We start from the raw sequence: 20,459 nt of genomic DNA, 5'->3' as shown, positions 1-20,459 counted from the left end.
ATCATTTATCGGCAACTCACCTGATGCTATTTTGGAAGGCATTCCCATTGAGCATTAAGGTTGAGATACAATGATTTTTGAACCAAGGAACTTCTACGATACCGGGGGATCCCGGGATGAGCTTTCACTTTTTTCCTACGCCGCATACCTGATATCCCGCGCGCAGTTTCTGCAAGCCGAAGGCGATGACAGCGACCTTTTACTGTTGGGCCGCGATTGGGAAGAAACCGACGATGCCGTTCTGTCCAAACAGCTTGTCATGCTCGGATTCCGGCCAATTGACGACCGCCAAATATCCGCCCACGAATATATGCGTTTCTTTGATGGCCCCGGCGATCCAAGGCCCGTTGACCTGCTTACTTCGCCAGAGCCTGAGGGGTATTACCAACGTTTGTTCGAGGCGATCAGAGCAGCAGAAGAACAGCCGAGCGTCGAACATATTGACGCTGCTTTGAAGCTTGGGCTGGCGGCCCCTGATTCAATTGTTGCTCTTGCCGCACTGAGTTCGTGCCTCAAACTGTATTCGCCGGAATCTTTTCCGCCACGTCTTTGGCTTGGTGTGTTTATGGCACGTTGGGCGCAGTTGGAGCCGCTCTCGCAAGATTTGCTTACTGTGCTGTCGTCCGCTCTGATTTCAGACCCGCCGGGTTCGAAGGTTCCACCGGCGCCCGCGCAACAGAAAGCCGGTGCGCCGGGGTTGCTTCTGGTTCATGGCACTCACTTCGAAGTCAATCCCGACCCTACATGGTACTATCCCCATGTCGGAGATCTGCACAATTACATCAGGCCGCATCGCAACGACATCTTTTCAGGGCAGAACTACTATGAATGGGAGGGCCGGTGGTCCGACCGCGGCCGACATATTGCTGCCAAACACTTGAAAAACTGGATAGATCTTGAGGCTTATCACGGCTGCGATGTGGTTGCCCACAGCCACGGCTGCAATGTCGTCATGAAAGCCGCCGAGATGGGGGCACATTTCAACAAGGTCGTTTTCTTGAGCTGCCCGGTACACTGGCACAAGTACAACCTGAATTCAGGCCGGATCAATGTGCCGTATTCTGTTCGGGTCTGGTTTGACCTGGTGATCCTGGCAGATGGCGGAAGACAAAAGTTCCCCGCCAGTGCCAACGTTGCCGACGAGGTCGTCGGAGGTTGGTTCAGTGGGCATTCTGCCACGCGGACATCACAGATTTGGGGCAATCATACATTGGAAGCAAAGCTGATCTGAATTGCCTGGGGAAATGTTATCCGTGAAACGCGGCAACTGTCTTCAACTGTGAAAAGCCGTACAAAGCTTCGAACCCTTTTTCGCGGCCATGGCCGGATTTTCCCACCCCGCCAAACGGCAGTTCAACACCACCGCCTGCACCGTAATTGTTGATGAAAACCTGACCCGAGTGCAGCGCTTTCGCCAACCGCATCTGCCGCGCGCCATCCCTCGTCCAGACGCTGGCGACCAGGCCGTACTCTGTACTATTCGCTATGGTCAGAGCCTGTTCTTCGGTGTCGAACGGGATCAGAACCTGGACGGGGCCGAAAATTTCGTCCTGTGCCAACTGATGATCTGGCGGCACGTCTGCGAACAAAGTGGGCCGGACATAGGCTCCGGTCTCTGGCGCGTCTTCGACAATCTGTCCCTGCGCAGCGATCGTCAGGTCAGTGGCGGTTTTCAGAAAGCACCTGACAATCTGTCTCTGCCGGTCCGAGATCAACGGCCCAACCCGCAGATCCTGCATCGCCGGGCCGACGGTCAGTTCTTCATAGGCCTTGGACATGCGCGATCTGACCTGCTCATAAACGCCCCGCTGCACCAGGATCCGGGACGAGGCCGAACAGGTCTGGCCCGCATTTTGGATACCCGCATTCACCAGAAACGGCAGCGCCGCATCCAGATCGGCGTCGTCAAAAACCAATTGCGGGGATTTCCCGCCCAGTTCCAGCGTCACGGGCACCACGTTGCGTCCCGCCGCCTGCTGCACAAGGGCCCCTGTGGCAACAGAACCGGTGAACGAGATGTGGTTTACACCCGAATGTCCGGACAGCGCCGCACCCGCCTCGGCCCCCAGACCGGGCACGACATTCAAAGCACCGGCCGGCAGCCCGGCTTGTTGCGCAAGATGGGCAAAGGCCAACGCGGTCAAACAGGCCTCTTCCGCCGGTTTCAGAACACAGGCGTTGCCCATGGCCAACGCCGCCCCGACGGAACGCCCGATAATCTGCATCGGATAGTTCCAGGGCACGATATGGCCCGTCACCCCATGTGGTTCGCGCAGGGTATAGACGGTGTAGCCATCGAGATAGGGAATGGTCTCACCCATCACCTTATCCGCCGCGCCGCCGTAGAACTCGCAATAGCGCGCCAGGGCGACCGCGTCTGCCCGGGCCTGTGTCAGCGGTTTGCCGACATCCATCGCCTCAAGCCGCGCCAGGTCGTCCACCCGTTCCAGCACCAGCTGGCCCAGCCGGGTCAGGATGCGGCCGCGTTCCAACGCCGTCTTTCGCCCCCAATCACCATTCAACGCAGAACGGGCGGCTTGTACCGCCGCGTCGATATCCGCCTCGGACCCTCGGGCGATCCGGCAGACCTCGGTCCCGTCCGAAGGGTTGATCAAGGGCAGACTTCCGCCCGCAGCCGCCTGGCTCCAGCGCCCGCCGATCAGGCACAAGGTGGGATCAAACCAAATCTTCTGGGTCATTTTGGGGCCTCCAATCAGGCTCTAACAGGGAACTTTATGCCATCAGTGGCCTTATCTCGGGCAACCGGGGCGCAGCGGCAATCAGGGTTTGCGTATAGGGATGTTGCGGATCTTCGAACACCTGCTTGGTCTGACCCTGTTCGACGATCCGCCCGGACTGCATCACAAGCACACGGTCCGTGATCGTGCGGACAACGCTCAGGTCATGGCTGATGAACAGATAGGTCAGGTCATAGGCGTCGCACAGTTCAGCGAGCAGATCGAGGATCTGAGCACGGACCGAAACGTCAAGCGCCGAAACCGCCTCGTCGAACAGGATCAGATCGGGCCGGATGATCAGGGCGCGCGCAATGGCGATCCGTTGCCGTTGCCCGCCCGAGAATTCGTGGATGTACTTGCCCGCGTCGTCGGGGCCGAGGCCGACGGCCGTCAGTATTTCCGAGATCCGATCCTGTCGATCTGATCCGGTGGGCGGGGTGTCCAGCAGGTGGAAAGGCTCGGTGATCAGGCGCGCGACGCGGTGGCGGGGGTTGAAGCTGCCATATGGGTCCTGAAACACAACCTGCATCCTCCGACGCACGGCAAGGTTGGGTTTGTGACCCGTGAATACCGGCTGACCACCCAGCTGGATTTGACCGGACTGAACCTCCTCCAAGCCCAAAATTGCCCGTGTCAGGGTCGATTTTCCGCATCCGGATTCCCCGACCAGCCCCAACCGCTCGCCTCGGTTGAGGCAGAAGCTGACACCATCCACCGCCCGGTGATGGCGCGGCGCGTCCAACAGGCCTTTTCGGGGCAATCGGTAGTCCCGGACAACCTGGGTTACCTCCAGCAACGTTTGCGGGTGCGCGGGTTCCGCCAAAGTGACCTGATGACCAGACGCCTCGAACAGCATTCGGGTATAAGGGTGTTGCATGTGATGCAGCAGGTGCTGTGTGGCCCCGCTTTCAACCACTTCTCCGTGGCGCATGACGATGATCTGGTCGGCCATGTCAGAGACAACAGCCAGATCATGGGTGATCATAAGCAGCCCCATGTCGTATTCGCGCACCAGCCCCTTGAGCAGGTCGAGAATCTGCGCCTGTGTCGTGACGTCCAGCGCTGTCGTCGGCTCGTCCGCGATCAGCAGCCTGGGGCGCAGAGCGATGGCCATGGCAATGACCACGCGTTGCCGTTGCCCGCCGGACAGTTCGTGCGGATAGCGGGAAAGGGGGAACCGATCAGGCGGCAAACCGACGCGGGTCAGCACCTCTTTGGCGCATGTTCGGGCCTGGGTCGGGGGCATCGCCTTGTGGATCAGGATCGTCTCCATCACCTGATCACCGATGGTTTTCACCGGATTGAGCGCTGTCATCGGTTCCTGAAACACCATCCCCACGGACGCGCCGCGCAAGGCGCACAAATCGGGCTCTGACCGTGTCAACAGATCCTGACCGTCCAGCCAGATCGCACCTTCCGTGCTGGCCCCACGCGGCAGCAGTTGCATCACCGCCAATGCGGTCATCGATTTGCCCGAGCCGCTTTCACCTGTCACCGCCACGATCTGGCCGGGGTCGATAGACAAGCTGACCTGTTTCAGAATCGGTATCCCGTGGATCGTCAGCGACAGGTTTTCAATCTGCAACAAACTCATGCCCGCGCCACCCTGATCCGGGGATCCAGCCAGTCCCGCATTCCGTCACCCAACAGGTTCAGACCCAGCACCGTGACGATGATCGACAGACCCGGAATCAGAGCCAAATGCGGGGCAAAACTGACCATCGTCTGCGCGTCTGCCAGCATCCGGCCCCAGCTGGGCGTTGGAGGTTGAGCGCCCAGACCGACATATGATAGGCCCGCTTCGGCCAGAATGCCAAGGCTGAACTGGATGGTCCCCTGCACGATCAGCAGATTGGCCACGTTGGGCAGAATATGTTCAGCCGATATCCGCGCGGCCCCTTTGCCCGACACACGGGCGGCGAGGATGAACTCTCTCTCCCAAAGCGACAAAGCAGCCCCGCGGGTGATACGGGCAAAGACGGGGATGTTGAAAATGCCGATCGCAACAATGGCGTTGATCGCTCCGGCGCCATAGACGGCCGTGATCAGGATGGCGATCACCAACGAAGGGAAAGCGAAGACCAGATCGTTGCCACGCATGATGACCTCATCCAGCCATGAGCCTTTGCGCGCGGCCGCCGCCAGTCCAAGAGGAACGCCGATTGCCATGCCGATGCCGACGGCCACCAGCGCCACCGCAATTGACGTACGCGCACCGACCATGATCATCGAGAACATGTCGCGGCCGAAATGATCGGTCCCAAACCAATGCTGCCCGTTTGGTGGCTGCAATTTATTGGGAATGTCCAGCGCGGCATGGTCGTAGGGGGTCCAGATGAACGAGACCAACGCGGCCAGAACCACCAGCGACGACAACAAGGCCCCAAGGATCAGGTTCCGGTTCATGTCCTGCTCCTCAGTCGTGGGTCCACGGCCGCATAAGCAAGATCGACAAGGAAATTGACCGTTATCACAGCAAAGACCAGCAGCATCACGACCGATTCCACGACGATGAGGTCTCGGGCAGAAATGGCCTGAAACACCAGCCGCCCGAGGCCCGGCAGATAGAACACCTGTTCGATGATGATCGATCCCGCCAGCAGGAAGGAAAACTGCAAGCCGATGATGGTCAGCACCGGAATCAGCGCATTTCGCACCCCATGCCGCCAAAGGGTCTGACGACGGGACAGACCCTTGGCCCGAGCCGTACGCATGAAATCCTCACCCAGAATGTCCAGCAAGGCCGACCGCATGACGCGCGCCAGAATCGCCGCCTGTGGCAAGGCAAGAGCCACGGCAGGCAGGGTCAGGGAATGCAGGCCGGCCCAGAGCCCGCCGTTCCAACCGGCAAACCCGCCCGCATTGAACCAGCGCAGGTTGATGGCGAAGATCAGCACAAGCATCATTGCAAACCAGAAATTGGGCACAGCAATCCCAAGCTGCGTCGCCCCCATCACTGCAAGGTCCCCCGGCTTGCCCCGACGCGCAGCGGCATAGATTCCGGCGGGAAAGGCGATCAACGTGGACAGTGTCAGCGCGTAGAGCGCCAGGGGCAACGACACCCACAGCCGGTCCGCGATCATCTGCGACACTGGCGTGCGGTAGGTGTACGAGGTGCCGAAATCGCCCTCCAGCATGCCGCCCACCCAATTGAAGTACCGCTGTATCCTGGACGCATCCAAACCCAGCTCGGCCCGCAACGCGGCCAGCGTGTCCTCCTGCGCGTTGACGCCCAGCATGAACGACGCCGGATCACCCGGGGCAACCTCGATCACGGCGAAGATGACCACCGAGGCGACGGCCAGGCTGACAAGCAAGGAAATCAGTCGTTTGAGGACGTAGCGGAGCATTGGCACCACGTTAGGGTCACATCAGGCACGGGTCCAGCGTCTAAGGCACCAGAAGGAAAGCGGAAACCGCATAGGCAACGATCGCGGCATAGCCCAGTGGATAGATCCACTTGATCGCATAATTGTCCAAAGTGCGCGCCGCCCCCTCCTTGCCGGACACTTTCAATCGTCGCAGCGCGACGTTGAACACGATCAGCGCCCCGGTCATCAGGAACATACACTGAAGGACAAAATCCAGAAAAGTCAGATAACCCAGCTTGGGCAGATCTGCGGATATTGCCCAGTTGAACGCGACGAAGACCAGCAGGTTGCCGCCCGCAATCTCGATCCTCCGGCGGTATTCATCCAGAAAAAACAGCGCCCAGCCGACCGAGATCAAGACAAGCATCGGCAGGAAAACCCGAATGACGTAATAGGTCAGATGTCGATTGCCCTCAAAAACAAGCGCGACCTGATCGCTTTCTTTGCCGGATAGACCCGAGACCCTGGATGTTTCCAACCGTGCATTGTTCAGAATCCATTCTTCTTCGCCCAGCTGATCTCCGAGGCCCGAGAATTCGTTCAACGGATGGTAAGTGACGTATTCAGAGGGAAAGACCGAAACGACCTCGAAATGAAACTCCTGCGTGTCGAACGGGTATTTCCGGAAATCGAAATGAGGCGCCTGGAGTGTAAGAGACGATTTTTCGACATACAGCACCCGCCCGTCGTAACGCAGGGATGCGGCGGATTCGTGGATCCACTTGTTGGACTGCTGATTGTGAATGACAAAAGCCGGCAGAACGGACCCGATACTTGCCGCATGATTGGCAAGGTCGGGCGGGTTGAAGACCCTGATATCCCTCCCCAGTTCCTCGGGATCAAACGCCAGCGCCGGATCGGTCCATTCCACCCGCAAGACCACAACCGCGCCATAGTTTTCAGCCTTTTGATCAACACCGGTGATCTGGTCGATGCGAATGCCAATCCCAACGTTCAACGGATTCTCGGGCGTTCCGGGCAGGGCATCCAGCCGGCCCCCCAACACATTCTGCGCCGTGGCCGCGACAGAAGAACCGAACACCAGGAAAAAACCTAAAACCAAGACGGGAATGGCACGGAGCAAGAACATACTTGAGAACACCCTGACACAATGGAAGGCCCGGGCCGCCCGGCGCGGCCCGGGCTGTAACATTACTCGGACCAGCTGATCTGAGTCAGATCGATTGCAGCGGTGGGCGCGTTCTCCCAAAGGCCCTGAACGCCGACTTTCGCAACGCCCAGTTTGGCCAACTGGAACAGGTAGCCATTGACATAGTCGCTTGCGATCAGGCGCTGCGCCTCACCCAGCAAACGGGTGCGTTCTTCGGGGTCGGTGGTGGTGTTCAGAGTGTCCATCAGCGCCTGAAAATCCGTGCTGTCATACTGAAAGTAATAATCAGGCCGCGCATAAATACCGATATCCATAGGCTCGGTATGGCTGACGATGGTCAGACCGAATTCCTTGCCCTTGAACACGGATTCCAGCCATTGGGCCCATTCCACATTGATGATCTCGGCCGTGATGCCGACCTCGGCCAGCTGCGCCGCTATGATTTCGCCCCCACGACGGGCATAAGACGGCGGGGGCAAATGCAATGTGGTCTCGAACCCATTTTCGAATCCGGCCTCTGCTAGCAACTCTCTGGCTTTTTCGGGGTCGTAAGCGGATTGCGCGGTCAGATCGACGTAAGCCGGATTGTGCGGCGCAAAGTGGGTTCCGATCGGCGTGCCATAGCCAAACATTGCGCCGTCGATGATCGCCTGCCGGTCAATGGCATGGGCCAATGCCTGACGAACAAGGATATCATCAAACGGAGGTTGCTTGTTGTTGGTAGACAGGATCGTCTCACCTTCGGTCGACCCCACAAGGACCTGAAAGCGCGGGTCGGCCTCGAACTGGGGCAGGTTTTCCGGCGCCGGGAAGTTGTCAAACACGTCGACATCCTCGGCCATCATGGCGGCAAAAGCGGCGGTCGGGTCCGAGATGAACTTGAACGTCGCAGTCTCTAATTCGGGCTGTTCGCCCCAGTAATCGGGGTTTCGGTTCAGCGTGATACTGTCGCCCTGCACCCAGTTTCCAAAGGTATAGGCACCGGTACCAACCGGGTTGGTCTTGATGTTGTCTATGCTTTCCGGCGCGACGATGACCGCATCCCCCCAGGCCAGGTTGAACAGGAAATTTCCGTTCGGTTCTGACAGGGTAACCTTCACGGTCAGCGGGTCGACGACCTCGACGGTTTCGATACCGGCAAACAGGGCCTTCTGCGCGTTGGCGCTGTCTTCCGCGGTTGCGCGGTCAAGGCTGAATTTGACATCCTCGGCGTCCATGGTGGTGCCATCATGGAAGGTCACCCCGTCATGCAGGTTAAAGGTATAGACCGTCCCGTCTTCGGAAATCTCCCAGCTTTCCGCCAATCCGGGCACGACCGAGCCGTCGCCCATGAAACGTGTCAGGCCTTCGAAGATATTGGTGTAAACCACCGAGTCGATGGCTTGCGCCGCGGCGCTTGTCGGGTCCAGATGCGGAGGCTCAAGCTGCATCGCAATGGTGATGTCCGACTTGGCCAAAACCTGCGTGGCAAGCAGGCTGGCCCCTACGGCCAGGGTCGATGCAAATGTCCGGAACAGGAATTTTGTCATGTGAACTCTCCCTACTGAAACGGGTTGTGCTCTTGTTTTCAGGGCCATTTTACTGACAGTCTTCCTGTAAACCTCAGGTCAATCAAGGGAATGTTCGCGCAACCGGGGTTTCTTCGGCCCCTCCCGATCTGCTATGCCGCACTGCAACATAATACTGCAGGAGCGATCCATGAGCGCCACCGCCCGCAAGAAAGCCCCGAACGCCGAGGACATTCGCGCCCGAAAAGGCGGCGAACCTCTGGTCTCTTTGACCGCCTATACCACGCCAATGGCGCGCCTGATGGACGCCCATTGCGATTTCGTGCTGGTCGGTGACAGCGTCGGCATGGTGCTGCACGGGCTGGAATCCACGCTGGGGGTCACGATGGAGATGATGATCCTGCATGGTCAGGCCGTATCACGCGGTCTGGAAAGTGCGATGATGGTCATCGACATGCCTTTCGGAAGCTATGAGGAGAGCCCGGCACAGGCCTTTCGCAACGCCGCACGCCTGATGGCGCACACAAATGCCGGCGCGGTCAAACTGGAAGGCGGTGTGGAGATGGCTGAAACCATCCGCTTTCTGGTGAAACGAGGCATTCCGGTGATGGCTCATATCGGACTGACGCCGCAGTCGATCAATACGCTGGGCGGCTACAAGGTGCAGGGCCGGGACGAGCAGGCTGAAGCCGTCATGGCAGACGCCCGCGCCGTAACCGAGGCTGGCGCGTTCTCGGTCGTTCTGGAGAAAGTGCCCCAAGGTCTGGCCAACCAGATCACCGAAGAGATTGCGATCCCGACCATCGGCATCGGTGCATCTGCGGGCTGTGACGGGCAGATTTTGGTCGTGGACGACATGGTGGGCTTTTTCACCGCCTTCAAACCCAAATTCGTCAAACGCTATGCCGAGCTTGGTCCGTTGGCCGAAGTGGCCATTGCGGAATACGCGGCCGAAGTCCGCGCGCGGACCTTCCCGGCGGACGAACATGTCTTTGCCGATCAGGCTCCGGCCAAAGGACAAAAGACATGACCGCACCGATTCTGCGCTCTCTGACCGAGCTGCGTGCCAAAACCACCACATGGCACCGAAACGGTGAGGTGATCGGCGTGGTTCCGACCATGGGTGCGCTGCACGAGGGGCATTTGTCACTGGCGCAGGCTGCGAAACAGGGCTGCGACCGGGTGATCGTGACGATTTTTGTGAACCCCAAGCAGTTCAACAATCCCGAAGACTTGGCAAATTACCCCCGCACCGAACATGAAGACGCCCAAAAGCTGGCCCCGTATGGCGTGGATGCGATCTATGTGCCGGACCCGCAGGAAATCTATCCGGAAGGTTTTTCGACGACGGTATCGGTTGCCGGTCTGACCGACGTGATGGAAGGACCTTTCCGCCCCGGACATTTCGAAGGCGTGGCCACGGTGGTCGCCAAGCTGTTCCTGCAAACACAGGCAGATCGAGCCTATTTCGGTGAAAAAGACTATCAACAGCTGCTGGTTGTCCGCCGGATGGCGCGCGATCTGAACATCCCAATCGAGGTGATCGGCTGCCCGACCGTCCGAGAACCTTCGGGCCTGGCGATGTCGTCGCGCAATCTTCTTCTTTCCCCCCAAGGGTTGAAGGTCGCAGAACAAATGAACGGCGTCATGCAACAGGTGGCCGACGATCTGGCTAAGGGAGCAGGCTTTGCCAAACTGGCGCAGGATGCCAAGAAAACCCTGCTGAAGGTCGGGTTCACCGAAGTCGAGTATGTCGACCTGCGCTGTGCCGAGACGCTGGAAAGCCTGTCCAGCGCAAGTCGACCCGCCCGCCTGTTCGTCACAGCCTGGGCCGACGGTGTCCGCCTGATCGACAATATCCCTGTCAATCCGGCCTGATTTCTGCACTGGCCCCTTCGCCATTGTTTGCGCTAAAGTCCGGCAAAACGATACCGGGGGAGAGCGGACATGACCCATATTCTGGCAATCGATCAAGGCACTACGTCTTCGCGCGCCATTCTGTTTGACGCGCAGATGCGGCCTGTCGGCACTGCCCAGCAGGAATTTCCCCAGCACTTCCCGCAGGAAGGCTGGGTTGAACACGACCCCGAGGATATCTGGTCCAGCGTTCTGCACGTGTGCCGTGAGGTGATGGAAACCACCGGCGTTTCAGCGGATCAGATTGCCGGTATCGGCATCACCAACCAGCGCGAAACGACGGTCGTCTGGGACAAACAGACCGGCAAGGCCATCCACAATGCCATCGTCTGGCAAGACCGCCGCACCGCCGATATCTGCGCGCGCTACAAACAGGCCGGGTGCGAGGATGACGTCACAGCTCAGACCGGTCTGCTGCTAGATCCTTATTTCTCGGGCACCAAGGTCAAATGGCTGCTGGATACCGTTTCGGGCGCCCGCGAACGCGCAGAAGCCGGAGACCTGCTGTTCGGCACGATCGACAGTTTCCTGATCTGGCGGCTGACCGAAGGCCGTGTTCATGCAACCGATGCCACCAACGCCGCCCGTACCCTGCTGTTCGATATTCACTCGGGCACGTGGAGCGCCGAGATTTGCGACCTGCTGGATGTGCCCCTGAACCTTTTGCCCGAAGTGAAGGATTGCGCCGCGGATTTCGGAACCACCACTTTGCTCGGGGGCGACGTTCCCATTCTGGGCGTTGCTGGCGACCAGCAAGCCGCCACGATCGGGCAGGCCTGTTTCCAGCCCGGTATGATGAAATCAACCTATGGCACGGGTTGCTTTGCGCTGCTGAACACCGGCGCGCAGCCGGTTCAGTCGAAAAACCGCCTGCTGACGACGATCGCGTATCAACTGGACGGCCGACGAACTTATGCGCTGGAGGGTTCGATCTTTATAGCGGGGGCCGCAGTGCAATGGCTGCGCGACGCGTTGCAGATCATTGATGCGGCGCCACAAAGCGGCGAACTGGCGGCTCAGGCCGATCCGAACCAGCATGTGGTGCTTGTGCCCGCCTTCACCGGCCTCGGGGCGCCTTATTGGAAACCTGACTGTCGCGGAGCGCTGTTCGGGCTGACGCGCAATTCCGGCCGGGCCGAGATTGCCCGCGCCACGCTGGAAAGCATCGCCTTCCAGACCCGCGACCTGTGGCATGCCATGCAGGGCGACTGGGGCGCCGATGCCGATGTCATCCTGCGCGTCGATGGCGGGATGGCCGCGTCTGACTGGACCATGCAAGGCCTGTCGAACTGTCTTGGCGCGCCTGTGGACCGCCCTGTCATGCAAGAGACGACAGCCCTGGGCGCCGCATGGCTGGCAGGCATGAAAGCCGGAATTTATCCGGATCAGGCCGGGTTTGCGGAAACATGGGCGCTGGATCGCCGGTTCGAACCAACGCAGGAACAAGCCGAACGCGATGCGGCTTATGAGCGTTGGCAACGTGCGGTACAGGCTGCGATGGCGTTCTAGCTGTGGTCTTTCAACAAACGCTGTTTCTGCCGTGACCAATCCCGCTTGGCCTGGGTTTCGCGCTTGTCATGGGTTTTCTTACCCTTGGCGATGCCGATCTTGATCTTGGCCAACCCCTTGTGGTTGAAATACAAAACCAGCGGCACCAGCGTCATGCCCTTGCGCTGGGTTGCATTCCACAAATCGGACATCTGTTTGCGGGACACCAGCAGCTTGCGACGGCGGCGTTCTTCGTGCTTGAACACTTTGGCCTGCTCGTATGGCGCGATATAGCTGTTGACCAGCCACAGCTCGCCATCATCGACGGTGGCATAGCTTTCCGCGATGTTGGAGCCACCCGCGCGCAGGGATTTGACCTCGGATCCTTGCAGAACGATACCGCATTCGATGTCGTCCTCGATGGCATAATCGAAGCGGGCGCGCCGGTTTTCGGCGATCACTTTGTAATTCGGGTCTGTCTTCTGCTTGGCCATGACGCGTTGATTTAGGCGGCTTGCGCCGCCCTTGCAAGGCACGGATTTCCAGCCGAGGTCATGATTTGGCAGAAATGATCAGATCCGGGCCAAAAATCGTGTCCGCGTGGTTGTGAAGATATATCTTCAACCAGGGCGTAAACCGGTCCGGGTGGCGTTTCACCTCGGCCAACAGATCGTGATAGTCGATCCAACGGATATCCATGACTTCATCCGGGTTGGGCGCGATTTTCAGCTGGCCGCGGACATGGGCCAGAAAGACGTCGACAACCTCGTTTTCCACCATGCTGTTGCCGACATCGGCGTGATATTCCAGCCGGTGTCGGTATTCGGGATACAGACCTGTGATCCCAAGCTCTTCACGCAGGCGGCGCACGGCACAGGTGGACGAGCTTTCGTCCCAATCGGGATGCGTGCAGCAGGTGTTCGCCCAAAGGCCGGGCGTGTGGTACTTGCCCAATGCGCGACGCTGTAACAGGATCTCGGTCCCCCGTACGACAAAAACCGACACAGCCTTGTGCTTGAGCCCCTTCTCGTGAACTTCAAGCTTGTCTACAGGGGTCAACTCACCATCGACCCAAGCTGGGATCATGATACCCATCTGTCCTCTCCTGCTGCCAATCCGCCTGACGAGCCCTGATTTTGATTATTGCTGTTGCCGGATCGGCTTGGCTTTGCGGCGTTGCTTGGCAATCCGCCGTCTGACTTTAAAGTGCGGCTGTTCCACATTGTTATCAATCGCACCAAAGGCCGCAGGGGCTGCGGCCTTTGGTCCTTGTGCAGTGGTGCACAGTATCAGGTGTTATTCACCCGACACGCTTGCGATATAGGCATAGACGTCTTCGGCGCCCTTTTTCAGCTTGAAGGTCATTTTCGATTTGGCGGATGTGTCATCCAGATAGGTTTTCAAAAATGCCTTGGGGTCCTGAGCATACTCGACAAAAGTAGTTTCGTCCCAGACCAGACCCTTCTCACCGGCGGCAACGATGCTGTCTCCGTATTTGAAACCCTCAACGGTACCAGCGGTGCGGCCCGCGATTCCATAGAGGTTGGGGCCGGTCTTGCCACCTTTGACGATCACTTCGCCTGCCGGGTCGGCGATCATGTGGCAGGACTTGCATTTGTTGAAGGTTTTCTTGCCCGCCTCAGCGTCACCTTCAGCATAAGCAGGAAGGGCCAGAAGGCCGACGATTGCGGTAGCGAGGATGCGATTCATAGCTTTTGCTCCGATAGAAATTGGCTGCACCGAATGGACCGTCGGCGCAAAAAAGAGTCAACGCGCAGATTGCCGCGCGCGCTTAATGTGCCACTGCGACAAATAGGATGTCCTTAACTTTTGTCATGTACCTCGGACCAGCAAGGCAACAGATCGCCCGCGGCCGGAGTCGCCTGATACACGGCGCGCGCAATAGCTCGCGCCAGGCACAGCGAGGCCGCATGCCCGATGACACCTGGTTCGGTGTCGGTGGTGACACTCCGCGCGCCCGTGCTGACCCCGAATACCAGATCACCATCCCCCGGCGTGTGGGCGGGTACAATGGCGCGGGCAATACCGTCATGGGCGGCAACGGCCAGTCTCTGACATTGCGGTTTGGTCAGGGCCACATCCGTCGCAACGATGGCAATCGTGGTATTGGCCTTGTCCGGGTTCGCGGACTGCATCACCTGCGCCTTGCGACTGACCGTTGGTTGGCCAAGTCCGGCATTGGGATCAGGCCCCAACCCACCGAACTCGCCGTCCACTTCAAAGGGGGCTGCCCAGAAATGCCTGTCACCCGGCGTGGTGACACTGCCCAGCGGATTGACCGCAACCAATGCGCCAACGGTAACACCACTGTCCAAAACAACCGAGGCCGAACCCAACCCGCCTTTGTGCATCGCGGTCAAAGCCCCGGTTCCTGCACCTGCAGTTCCGAGTTCGAATCGGTCCGACGCGGATTCGAACGCCGCGCGGCCCAAGGCGCGATAGGGATTCTCGTGCCACGCCTTGTCGCCGCCATTCAGCAGGTCGAACAGGATTGCCCCGGGCACGATCGGCACCACGGCGGAACCCACCTTGAACCCGCGGCCCAGGGCATGCAGCGCATCCATGACGCCCGAACAGGCATCCAGCCCGAAGGCCGACCCGCCCGAAAGCACGATCGCATCCACCTGGTCAACGGTCTTGTCGGCGGCCAGCAAATCTGTCTCGCGTGTGCCGGGTGCGCCACCCATCACGTGCACCGAGGCGCGGAGTGGTTGCGCGCCGGTCAGGACGGTGACGCCTGATTTCAAAGTTGCGTTCTGTGCGTTGCCGACCTTCAGGCCGGGGACATCCGTGATCAGGTTTCTGGGTCCGGGGATCATGCAAGCCTCGGTGGTCGAGCGGGAAAGCGCGCTGGCGCGCGCTGCCTCCGGCGGGGATATTTTTGGCCAGATGAAGAACGGATCAGATGCATCGGCCTCCGTCCACCTCGAGCGCGGCGCCGGTGATCATGCTGGCCTCGTCCGAACACAGGAAACAGGCGGCATTGGCCATGTCTTCAGGGGTTGAAAAGCGGCCCAACGGGATGGTCGACAGGAATTTGGCACGGATTTCGGGCGTATCCTCGCCCATGAAGGATTTCAATAGCGGCGTTTCCCCGGCAACCGGGCAGATCGCGTTCACCCGCACGCCGGACGGGGCGAGCTCGACCGCCATCGTTTTGGTTGCGGTGATCATCCAGCCCTTGGAAGCGTTGTACCAGTTCAGGTTCGGGCGCGGTGACAGGCCCGCGGTTGAAGCAACGTTCAGTACTGAACCCGCCCCGCGCGCCTTCATAGGTGGAACCAATGCGCGGGCGGTCAGATAGATGGATTTCATGTTCACGTTGAAAACACGGTCGAAATCCGCCTCGCTGACCTCCTCCAGCGGCGCCGGCAAGTGGGTCACACCGGCGTTGTTCACAAGGATGTCCAGATGGCCGAAGGTTGAGAAAGCCGCATCCGCCATCTTCTGAACCGAAGCGCCCTCGCCTACATCGACCTGCTGGGCAACCGCCTTGGACCCAAGCTGGGTTGCGAGTTCATGCGCAGCATCGCCATTGATGTCAGCGATCATGACACGCGCACCCTCGGCCAGGAACTTCCTAACGATCCCCGCACCAAACCCGGATGCACCACCAGTGACGATTGCGGTTTTTCCCTCCAGCCTCATGGTGTTACTCTCCTGCACCTTTTGCAGGCCAGACTATCAACGCCCGGACGAGATGCCAGATCAATCTTCGGACACCTTGCCGCGCAGCGCCTTGACGTCGCCCCGCGCCTTTTTCGCCGCAAGCCTGCGTTTGACCGAACCATAGGTGGGTTTCGTCGCGATGCGCCGCTTGGGTTTGACCAGCGCCTTGCCGATCAGCTCGGCCAGCCTTGTTCGCGCAATTTCCCTGTTGCGGGCTTGGGAACGTGTTTCTTCGCATTGAATGATGATCGCGCCATCCTTGGTCCATCGGCGCCCGGCCAGCCGTTTCAGCCGCGCCTTGACCGGATCGGGCAGCGAGGGTGAGCGCGCGGCCTCGAACCTCAGCTCGACCGCGGTCGAGACCTTGTTCACATTCTGCCCACCTGGACCGGATGAACGCATGAAGCTTTCGGTCATTTCCCAGTCTTGCAGAGTGATATCGTCAGAGATGCGCAACATGGGCAAGACCATAGCTGGAGCGGGTAAAAACAGAAAGGGCCGCCCCGGAGGGACGGCCCTTCGAAAGTTCAGGAGGTCGGGTCGGTTAGATCAATCGACCAGCCGGAGCGTGCGCTCGGCCAAGGGCTGCCCTAGCAGGCGGTCCCCCCGGTTGTTCCGACACCTCTCTCCAATCTCTTTCTCGACACTGGATCACCTCCTTTTCTATCTGTTGCGGTTGAAAAGAAGCGTGACACAAGATGCGCCATTCTCAAAGCACTTTTTTACGCAGGCTGTGCAGCGGTCAGTCGTGCAACGATCACCTTGAACGGGATCAGCGCGATCAGGGCCAGCGACAGTTTCACCAACCAGTCGGCAAAGGCCAGCGTCACCCACAGCGGCGCCTCGGGGCCCGACAGCATGAAGGGCACGGGCTCCCACGCCCAATTGATGGCCGCATCTGCATCGGCACCAAAGAAGGTGACCGAGGCCGAGAAGGCGATGGTGAAGAAGATCGCGGTATCCAGCGCTGAACCAACCAGGGTCGAGACCAGCGGCGCCCGCCACCATTGACCACCGCGCATGGCGTTGAACACGGTGACGTCGGTCAGCTGCGCGATCAGGAACGCAGTGCCCGAGGCGACGGCGATGCGCAGCGGCACGGCGGCATAGGTGAACCCGTCGCCCTGAAGCATGATCTGGCTGCCGATCAGCGAGCAGATCACCCCGGTGACGAAGCCCGCGAAAACAACCTTGCGGGCAGGGCCCACACCGTAGACGCGGTTCATGATGTCAGTGACCAGAAAGGCCAACGGATAGGTGAAGGCACCCCAGGTCAACAGGCCATCAAAGATCAGGAACTGGACCAGGATGTTCGAGGCCACGACGATGGCGGCCATGGCAAGAATGCCGGGAATAAAGTTGCGTTGCATTTTTTGATGCCCGTTTTGACAAGGTAGCGGCGACTTGGCCAAGGGACCGTCCCAAGGCAGGCTGTGCGTTTAGACCTTCATCTGCCGCGTGTCAATCGGGCAGCAGATACTCGACCAACTCGGTCCGTTGCAGTGCCAGAAAGTTGTCATCCGAGATCATCGTGGCCCGCAAACGTCCCCGATCATCCCGCCAGATCGACAAGCCTTCGAGGTTGTCATGCGCGCCGGTTCCGGTTTCGAACAGGGTTTCCTCGGCGTTTGGCACGTCGCCTGTCAGATCCCATCGCCGCAGGCGCGAGCGAAATCCGATTGCCGTGAGGTTTCGCTCCAACACGTAGAACCGCCCATCAGGACCGAAATCAGCGGCAACCGGTTTGAACCAACCACGCTGGGGCAGAACAAATGGGGTCGACCAGGTTTGGCCATTCCAGCGATAGACGGGAATATCTCCGTCCGAGGTGCGGTTCGTTTCCGGCAGCGTATACAGCCGCCCGCGCCTGTCGATGGCCAGACCTTCAAAGGACCCGTTGTCGGCGAGATGCTGAAATGCCTGCGGGCGTGGCAATACACGCGCCTTCGTGCCCGGTGCGGGGTAATGGGCGACGCGGTGCACCCCTTCGAATGAGATATAGAATCCACCGTCAGGAGCCGCCGCAATCCCCTCGGAATCGCCAACGCCGCCGGACATGAGATGCCCGTTGCTGGACAGAACCGGCCATTGCCCCAGAATGCGAATGCCGGTGATCTCGCCATCAAGACGGTCAATGCGCGCCGTCACCAACCGTGCCCGGTCGCTCAGCGCCATCATCTGCTGCCCATTGTCCGAAATGTGCAGCGCGGAGAATCCACCGAACCAATCCGCCTTGTCACGCCATGCAAAACTGCTTTGATGTGTGGCGGTTTTTACATCCACTCCGGGGGCCGCCGTGGCCAGAAACAGTGCCGCACTTACTTGGATTGCAAGACTGAGGCGCATTGTTTCGGCAAATCGGCCAGCACATATTCCCGGCGTTTCTTGGGCGCCGGCGCGTTCGGGTCTGGCGGCGGCGGGTTCAGGATGTTACGCACCCATTGTTGCGCCTCGGCACAGCCATCGCCCTTGGGTGGTGCATCCTGGTTGACGCATCCCTTTGATCCTCTTGGGCATTTCAGGCGCACATGGAAGTGGTAGTGATGCCCCCACCAGGGCCTGATCTTGCGCAGGTAGGCCCGGTTGCCTTTTTCATCGTTGCACATCTGAACCTTCGCCCCGGGGAACACGAAGATACGTGCCACGCGCTTGTCCTTGGCGGCTTCGCGCAGCACCGCGTGGTGCTGTTTGGTCCAGTTGCTGTTGACGTAGGCACCGTTCGAGCGGCGCAGCGATATGGACGAAATATTCTCGCGCGCCTTGCGCGACAGGCGCATGTTGTCACCCGGAAGCATCCAGATATCGATATCCAGCCCCAGCTGGTGCGAGCGGTGGCCCGAAGTCATTGGCCCGCCCCGCGGCTGGCTGATATCCCCGACATAGAGACCGTTCCAACCCGGCTGTTTCGCCGCGAACCGGCTGAGGTCCTGCACGTAATCGATCGCTTCGGGATGCCCCCAGTTGCGATTGCGCGACAGCCGCATTGCCTGCCACGTGGGCCCGGTCTCGGGCAATTGAACCGATCCGGCCGCACATCCGCGCGAATAACTGCCGAACGCCGCTGCTTTTTGTTGCGAGCTTACCTTCTGTGCCCCGAACAATTGCTTTGCCAAGGGCTGCGCTGATGCCGTATTCGCCAGCGCGGTTATTACCAATAGTGCCAAAAAACGTAGTAAAATCATCTGCTCTGATCCCCTTCAGGTCTGACCCAGCGCATCAGGAATAGACCCAGAATAAACAACAGAATGATTGGTGACACCCCCAGACGCGCACTGCCGGTTGCGGTTGTTGCAATCCCGATCAACAACGGGGCCGCAAAAGCGGTCGCGCGCCCCGACAGACCATAAAGACCAAAGCTTTCGACCGGGGTTTCAGGGTCGGTGTGGCGCACCATCATCGAACGGCTGGCCGATTGCAGAATGCCTCCCATGCCACCGATCAGCACACCACAGCCAAAGAAGACGAGGTCAGGCAGGTTGGATCCGTCAGGCAGGCCGATGCCGTAGATCTGCGTCCGGTCCATCGACACCACTGTGACGCAGACAAAAATCAATACCCAGATCGCCACCAATATAACCGGCTTCGGGCCGTATTTCTTGTCTGCCTTCCCCCCGATCCACGCAAAAACGGCCGAGGCGAGAACGCTGACGATCCCGAATACTCCGATCTTGATCAGATCCCATTCCAACACCAGCCGCGCATAGACACCACCAAAACTGTACAGCCCGTTCAGCGCGTCGCGATAGAACATGGACGAACCGAGGTAACTGGCCAGACTGACGCGATAGCGCAAGTTAGACACTGATTTCGACAACAGGCGCAGCGCCTCTCCCACGCTTCCTTTCCTGTCTATCGCCGCATCATCGCGGACCCACAGGAAGTACGGCACCATGAACAGAATGAACCAGATTGCCGTAAATGGGCCGACAAAACGCGTGCCTTCCCGGGTGGCAGCATCCAGACTAAAGGCGGGCACCATGCCGATCAGGGTTTTGCCGTTTGGCTGTTCCACAAACAGCGCCAGCATGATCGCCAGCGAAATCAGCCCTCCAAAATAGCCAAAGGCAAAGCCCGAGCCCGAGATCTCGCCCACTTCGCTGTCATCGCCCAGATCGGGTAGCTGCGAGTTGATGAAGATCAGCGCATATTCCGCACCTACGAAGCCGAAACCAAAAGCCGACAGCATCAGCCACATGTTCGAGCCATCGGGCATCGTATACCAAAGCGCCGCAGACCCGACCGCATACATGACCGAAAAGGCAAATATCCACGGGATACGCCGCCCCGAAACATCCGCCATCGCCCCCAGCAGCGGCGCGCCAAAAGCGATGATCAACCCAGTGATCGTCAGACAGTTCGCCCAAACAGTCTGCGCGCGCGCCGCAGCCGCCTGCGCATCCAGCCCTTCAGTAGTGAAATACCCGGCGGCGACGCCTGCGAAGTAGGGGCCAAAGACAAAGGTGACCAGAAGGGTATGATAGGGCTGGCTGGCCCAGTCAAAGAACCACCAGCCCCAGATGCGCCTGCGCTTGGAAATCTCTGCCATCTCTGCCCCTGTTTATCGTTGCGATTATATGACTGGGCTTTAATTCAAATCGCAAGCGTTGAGTGCCAGACACTTGCTCTTTGTCGCTAT

At 59.4% G+C, this 20,459-nt stretch carries 20 protein-coding genes; 4 read left to right on the top strand and 16 right to left on the bottom strand.

All coding sequences use genetic code 11. The features are described 5' to 3' along the window. Nucleotides 1–70: 70 nt before the first annotated feature. Nucleotides 71–1,231 (top strand): hypothetical protein, encoded by a 1,161-nt coding sequence (locus GOW04_RS17290; protein WP_171172071.1) that lies wholly within the window; start codon nucleotides 71–73, stop codon nucleotides 1,229–1,231. A 16-nt stretch (nucleotides 1,232–1,247) separates the two neighbouring features. On the opposite strand, the gene GOW04_RS17285 is transcribed toward GOW04_RS17290, so the two are convergent. From GOW04_RS17285 to GOW04_RS17260, 6 genes are all read right to left on the bottom strand, one after another. Further along, nucleotides 1,248–2,699, bottom strand: coding sequence for an aldehyde dehydrogenase family protein (locus tag GOW04_RS17285; RefSeq protein ID WP_171233413.1), 1,452 nt, complete (start codon nucleotides 2,697–2,699; stop codon nucleotides 1,248–1,250). A gap of 34 nt (nucleotides 2,700–2,733) precedes the next feature. After that, the gene (locus GOW04_RS17280; RefSeq protein WP_171233412.1) at nucleotides 2,734–4,332 is read right to left on the bottom strand and encodes an ABC transporter ATP-binding protein; all 1,599 of its coding nucleotides are present in this window, start codon (nucleotides 4,330–4,332) and stop codon (nucleotides 2,734–2,736) included. Beyond that, nucleotides 4,329–5,144 (bottom strand): ABC transporter permease, encoded by an 816-nt coding sequence (locus tag GOW04_RS17275; protein ID WP_171206687.1) that lies wholly within the window; start codon nucleotides 5,142–5,144, stop codon nucleotides 4,329–4,331. The genes GOW04_RS17280 and GOW04_RS17275 overlap by 4 nt, the downstream gene beginning before the upstream one ends. Then, complete coding sequence (locus tag GOW04_RS17270; RefSeq protein WP_171233411.1) at nucleotides 5,141–6,088, bottom strand: ABC transporter permease; 948 nt, start codon at nucleotides 6,086–6,088, stop codon at nucleotides 5,141–5,143. The genes GOW04_RS17275 and GOW04_RS17270 overlap by 4 nt, the downstream gene beginning before the upstream one ends. Before the next feature lie 40 nt (nucleotides 6,089–6,128). Next, the gene (locus tag GOW04_RS17265; RefSeq protein WP_371814416.1) at nucleotides 6,129–7,151 is read right to left on the bottom strand and encodes a hypothetical protein; all 1,023 of its coding nucleotides are present in this window, start codon (nucleotides 7,149–7,151) and stop codon (nucleotides 6,129–6,131) included. A 110-nt stretch (nucleotides 7,152–7,261) separates the two neighbouring features. Continuing rightward, entirely contained in the window at nucleotides 7,262–8,749 is a 1,488-nt protein-coding gene (locus tag GOW04_RS17260; RefSeq protein ID WP_171233409.1) for an ABC transporter substrate-binding protein, read from the bottom strand. 169 nt (nucleotides 8,750–8,918) lie between these two features. Between GOW04_RS17260 and panB the strand changes: the two genes are divergently transcribed. From panB to glpK, 3 genes are all read left to right on the top strand, one after another. Further along, on the top strand, nucleotides 8,919–9,758 hold the full coding sequence (panB, locus tag GOW04_RS17255) for a 3-methyl-2-oxobutanoate hydroxymethyltransferase (RefSeq protein ID WP_171233408.1): 840 nt from the start codon (nucleotides 8,919–8,921) through the stop codon (nucleotides 9,756–9,758). Next, nucleotides 9,755–10,606: a pantoate--beta-alanine ligase gene (gene panC / locus GOW04_RS17250; RefSeq protein ID WP_171233407.1), complete on the top strand. Its 852-nt coding sequence runs from the start codon at nucleotides 9,755–9,757 to the stop codon at nucleotides 10,604–10,606. The genes panB and panC overlap by 4 nt, the downstream gene beginning before the upstream one ends. A 69-nt stretch (nucleotides 10,607–10,675) precedes the next feature. Next, entirely contained in the window at nucleotides 10,676–12,154 is a 1,479-nt protein-coding gene (glpK, locus tag GOW04_RS17245; protein ID WP_171233406.1) for a glycerol kinase GlpK, read from the top strand. On the opposite strand, the gene smpB is transcribed toward glpK, so the two are convergent. The 10 genes from smpB to GOW04_RS17195 form a co-directional block, all read right to left on the bottom strand. After that, nucleotides 12,151–12,627: an SsrA-binding protein SmpB gene (smpB, locus tag GOW04_RS17240; protein WP_152459447.1), complete on the bottom strand. Its 477-nt coding sequence runs from the start codon at nucleotides 12,625–12,627 to the stop codon at nucleotides 12,151–12,153. The genes glpK and smpB overlap by 4 nt on opposite strands. Before the next feature lie 58 nt (nucleotides 12,628–12,685). Then, nucleotides 12,686–13,228 (bottom strand): isopentenyl-diphosphate Delta-isomerase, encoded by a 543-nt coding sequence (gene idi, locus GOW04_RS17235; RefSeq protein WP_171233405.1) that lies wholly within the window; start codon nucleotides 13,226–13,228, stop codon nucleotides 12,686–12,688. Nucleotides 13,229–13,429: 201 nt separating this feature from the next. Then, the gene (locus GOW04_RS17230; RefSeq protein ID WP_171172089.1) at nucleotides 13,430–13,843 is read right to left on the bottom strand and encodes a cytochrome c family protein; all 414 of its coding nucleotides are present in this window, start codon (nucleotides 13,841–13,843) and stop codon (nucleotides 13,430–13,432) included. A gap of 113 nt (nucleotides 13,844–13,956) precedes the next feature. Next, nucleotides 13,957–14,973 (bottom strand): P1 family peptidase, encoded by a 1,017-nt coding sequence (locus tag GOW04_RS17225; protein ID WP_171233404.1) that lies wholly within the window; start codon nucleotides 14,971–14,973, stop codon nucleotides 13,957–13,959. Between the two features lie 82 nt (nucleotides 14,974–15,055). Then, nucleotides 15,056–15,802, bottom strand: coding sequence for an SDR family oxidoreductase (locus GOW04_RS17220; RefSeq protein ID WP_171233403.1), 747 nt, complete (start codon nucleotides 15,800–15,802; stop codon nucleotides 15,056–15,058). A 60-nt stretch (nucleotides 15,803–15,862) separates the two neighbouring features. Next, nucleotides 15,863–16,282 (bottom strand): alternative ribosome rescue aminoacyl-tRNA hydrolase ArfB, encoded by a 420-nt coding sequence (gene arfB / locus GOW04_RS17215; RefSeq protein ID WP_171229972.1) that lies wholly within the window; start codon nucleotides 16,280–16,282, stop codon nucleotides 15,863–15,865. 263 nt (nucleotides 16,283–16,545) lie between these two features. Further along, nucleotides 16,546–17,193, bottom strand: coding sequence for a queuosine precursor transporter (locus GOW04_RS17210; protein ID WP_152459453.1), 648 nt, complete (start codon nucleotides 17,191–17,193; stop codon nucleotides 16,546–16,548). Nucleotides 17,194–17,284: 91 nt separating this feature from the next. Next, nucleotides 17,285–18,169, bottom strand: coding sequence for an esterase-like activity of phytase family protein (locus GOW04_RS17205; protein WP_171233402.1), 885 nt, complete (start codon nucleotides 18,167–18,169; stop codon nucleotides 17,285–17,287). Continuing rightward, nucleotides 18,142–19,005: a penicillin-insensitive murein endopeptidase gene (gene mepA, locus GOW04_RS17200; protein WP_171233401.1), complete on the bottom strand. Its 864-nt coding sequence runs from the start codon at nucleotides 19,003–19,005 to the stop codon at nucleotides 18,142–18,144. Before mepA ends, GOW04_RS17205 begins: the two co-directional genes overlap by 28 nt. Continuing rightward, nucleotides 19,002–20,369: an MFS transporter gene (locus tag GOW04_RS17195; RefSeq protein WP_171233400.1), complete on the bottom strand. Its 1,368-nt coding sequence runs from the start codon at nucleotides 20,367–20,369 to the stop codon at nucleotides 19,002–19,004. Before GOW04_RS17195 ends, mepA begins: the two co-directional genes overlap by 4 nt. Nucleotides 20,370–20,459: the final 90 nt, after the last annotated feature.

Origin of the sequence: Ruegeria sp. HKCCA4812 (genome assembly GCF_013034245.1) — a bacterium.
Lineage (GTDB): Bacteria > Pseudomonadota > Alphaproteobacteria > Rhodobacterales > Rhodobacteraceae > Ruegeria.
This window is presented reverse-complemented; position numbering and strand designations above follow the sequence as displayed.

What these genes read in the sequence shown, in the direction of transcription:
- panC (WP_171233407.1), top strand. Translation starts at nt 9,755, where the DNA reads ATGACCGCACCGATTCTGCGCTCTCTGACCGAGCTGCGTGCCAAAACC.
- idi (WP_171233405.1), bottom strand. Translation starts at nt 13,228, where the DNA reads ATGGGTATCATGATCCCAGCTTGGGTCGATGGTGAGTTGACCCCTGTA.
- GOW04_RS17260 (WP_171233409.1), bottom strand. Translation starts at nt 8,749, where the DNA reads ATGACAAAATTCCTGTTCCGGACATTTGCATCGACCCTGGCCGTAGGG.
- GOW04_RS17210 (WP_152459453.1), bottom strand. Translation starts at nt 17,193, where the DNA reads ATGCAACGCAACTTTATTCCCGGCATTCTTGCCATGGCCGCCATCGTC.
- arfB (WP_171229972.1), bottom strand. Translation starts at nt 16,282, where the DNA reads ATGTTGCGCATCTCTGACGATATCACTCTGCAAGACTGGGAAATGACC.
- glpK (WP_171233406.1), top strand. Translation starts at nt 10,676, where the DNA reads ATGACCCATATTCTGGCAATCGATCAAGGCACTACGTCTTCGCGCGCC.
- GOW04_RS17275 (WP_171206687.1), bottom strand. Translation starts at nt 5,144, where the DNA reads ATGAACCGGAACCTGATCCTTGGGGCCTTGTTGTCGTCGCTGGTGGTT.
- GOW04_RS17230 (WP_171172089.1), bottom strand. Translation starts at nt 13,843, where the DNA reads ATGAATCGCATCCTCGCTACCGCAATCGTCGGCCTTCTGGCCCTTCCT.
- GOW04_RS17270 (WP_171233411.1), bottom strand. Translation starts at nt 6,088, where the DNA reads ATGCTCCGCTACGTCCTCAAACGACTGATTTCCTTGCTTGTCAGCCTG.
- GOW04_RS17285 (WP_171233413.1), bottom strand. Translation starts at nt 2,699, where the DNA reads ATGACCCAGAAGATTTGGTTTGATCCCACCTTGTGCCTGATCGGCGGG.
- GOW04_RS17290 (WP_171172071.1), top strand. Translation starts at nt 71, where the DNA reads ATGATTTTTGAACCAAGGAACTTCTACGATACCGGGGGATCCCGGGAT.
- mepA (WP_171233401.1), bottom strand. Translation starts at nt 19,005, where the DNA reads ATGATTTTACTACGTTTTTTGGCACTATTGGTAATAACCGCGCTGGCG.
- smpB (WP_152459447.1), bottom strand. Translation starts at nt 12,627, where the DNA reads ATGGCCAAGCAGAAGACAGACCCGAATTACAAAGTGATCGCCGAAAAC.
- GOW04_RS17220 (WP_171233403.1), bottom strand. Translation starts at nt 15,802, where the DNA reads ATGAGGCTGGAGGGAAAAACCGCAATCGTCACTGGTGGTGCATCCGGG.
- GOW04_RS17195 (WP_171233400.1), bottom strand. Translation starts at nt 20,369, where the DNA reads ATGGCAGAGATTTCCAAGCGCAGGCGCATCTGGGGCTGGTGGTTCTTT.
- GOW04_RS17280 (WP_171233412.1), bottom strand. Translation starts at nt 4,332, where the DNA reads ATGAGTTTGTTGCAGATTGAAAACCTGTCGCTGACGATCCACGGGATA.
- GOW04_RS17205 (WP_171233402.1), bottom strand. Translation starts at nt 18,169, where the DNA reads ATGCGCCTCAGTCTTGCAATCCAAGTAAGTGCGGCACTGTTTCTGGCC.
- GOW04_RS17225 (WP_171233404.1), bottom strand. Translation starts at nt 14,973, where the DNA reads ATGATCCCCGGACCCAGAAACCTGATCACGGATGTCCCCGGCCTGAAG.
- panB (WP_171233408.1), top strand. Translation starts at nt 8,919, where the DNA reads ATGAGCGCCACCGCCCGCAAGAAAGCCCCGAACGCCGAGGACATTCGC.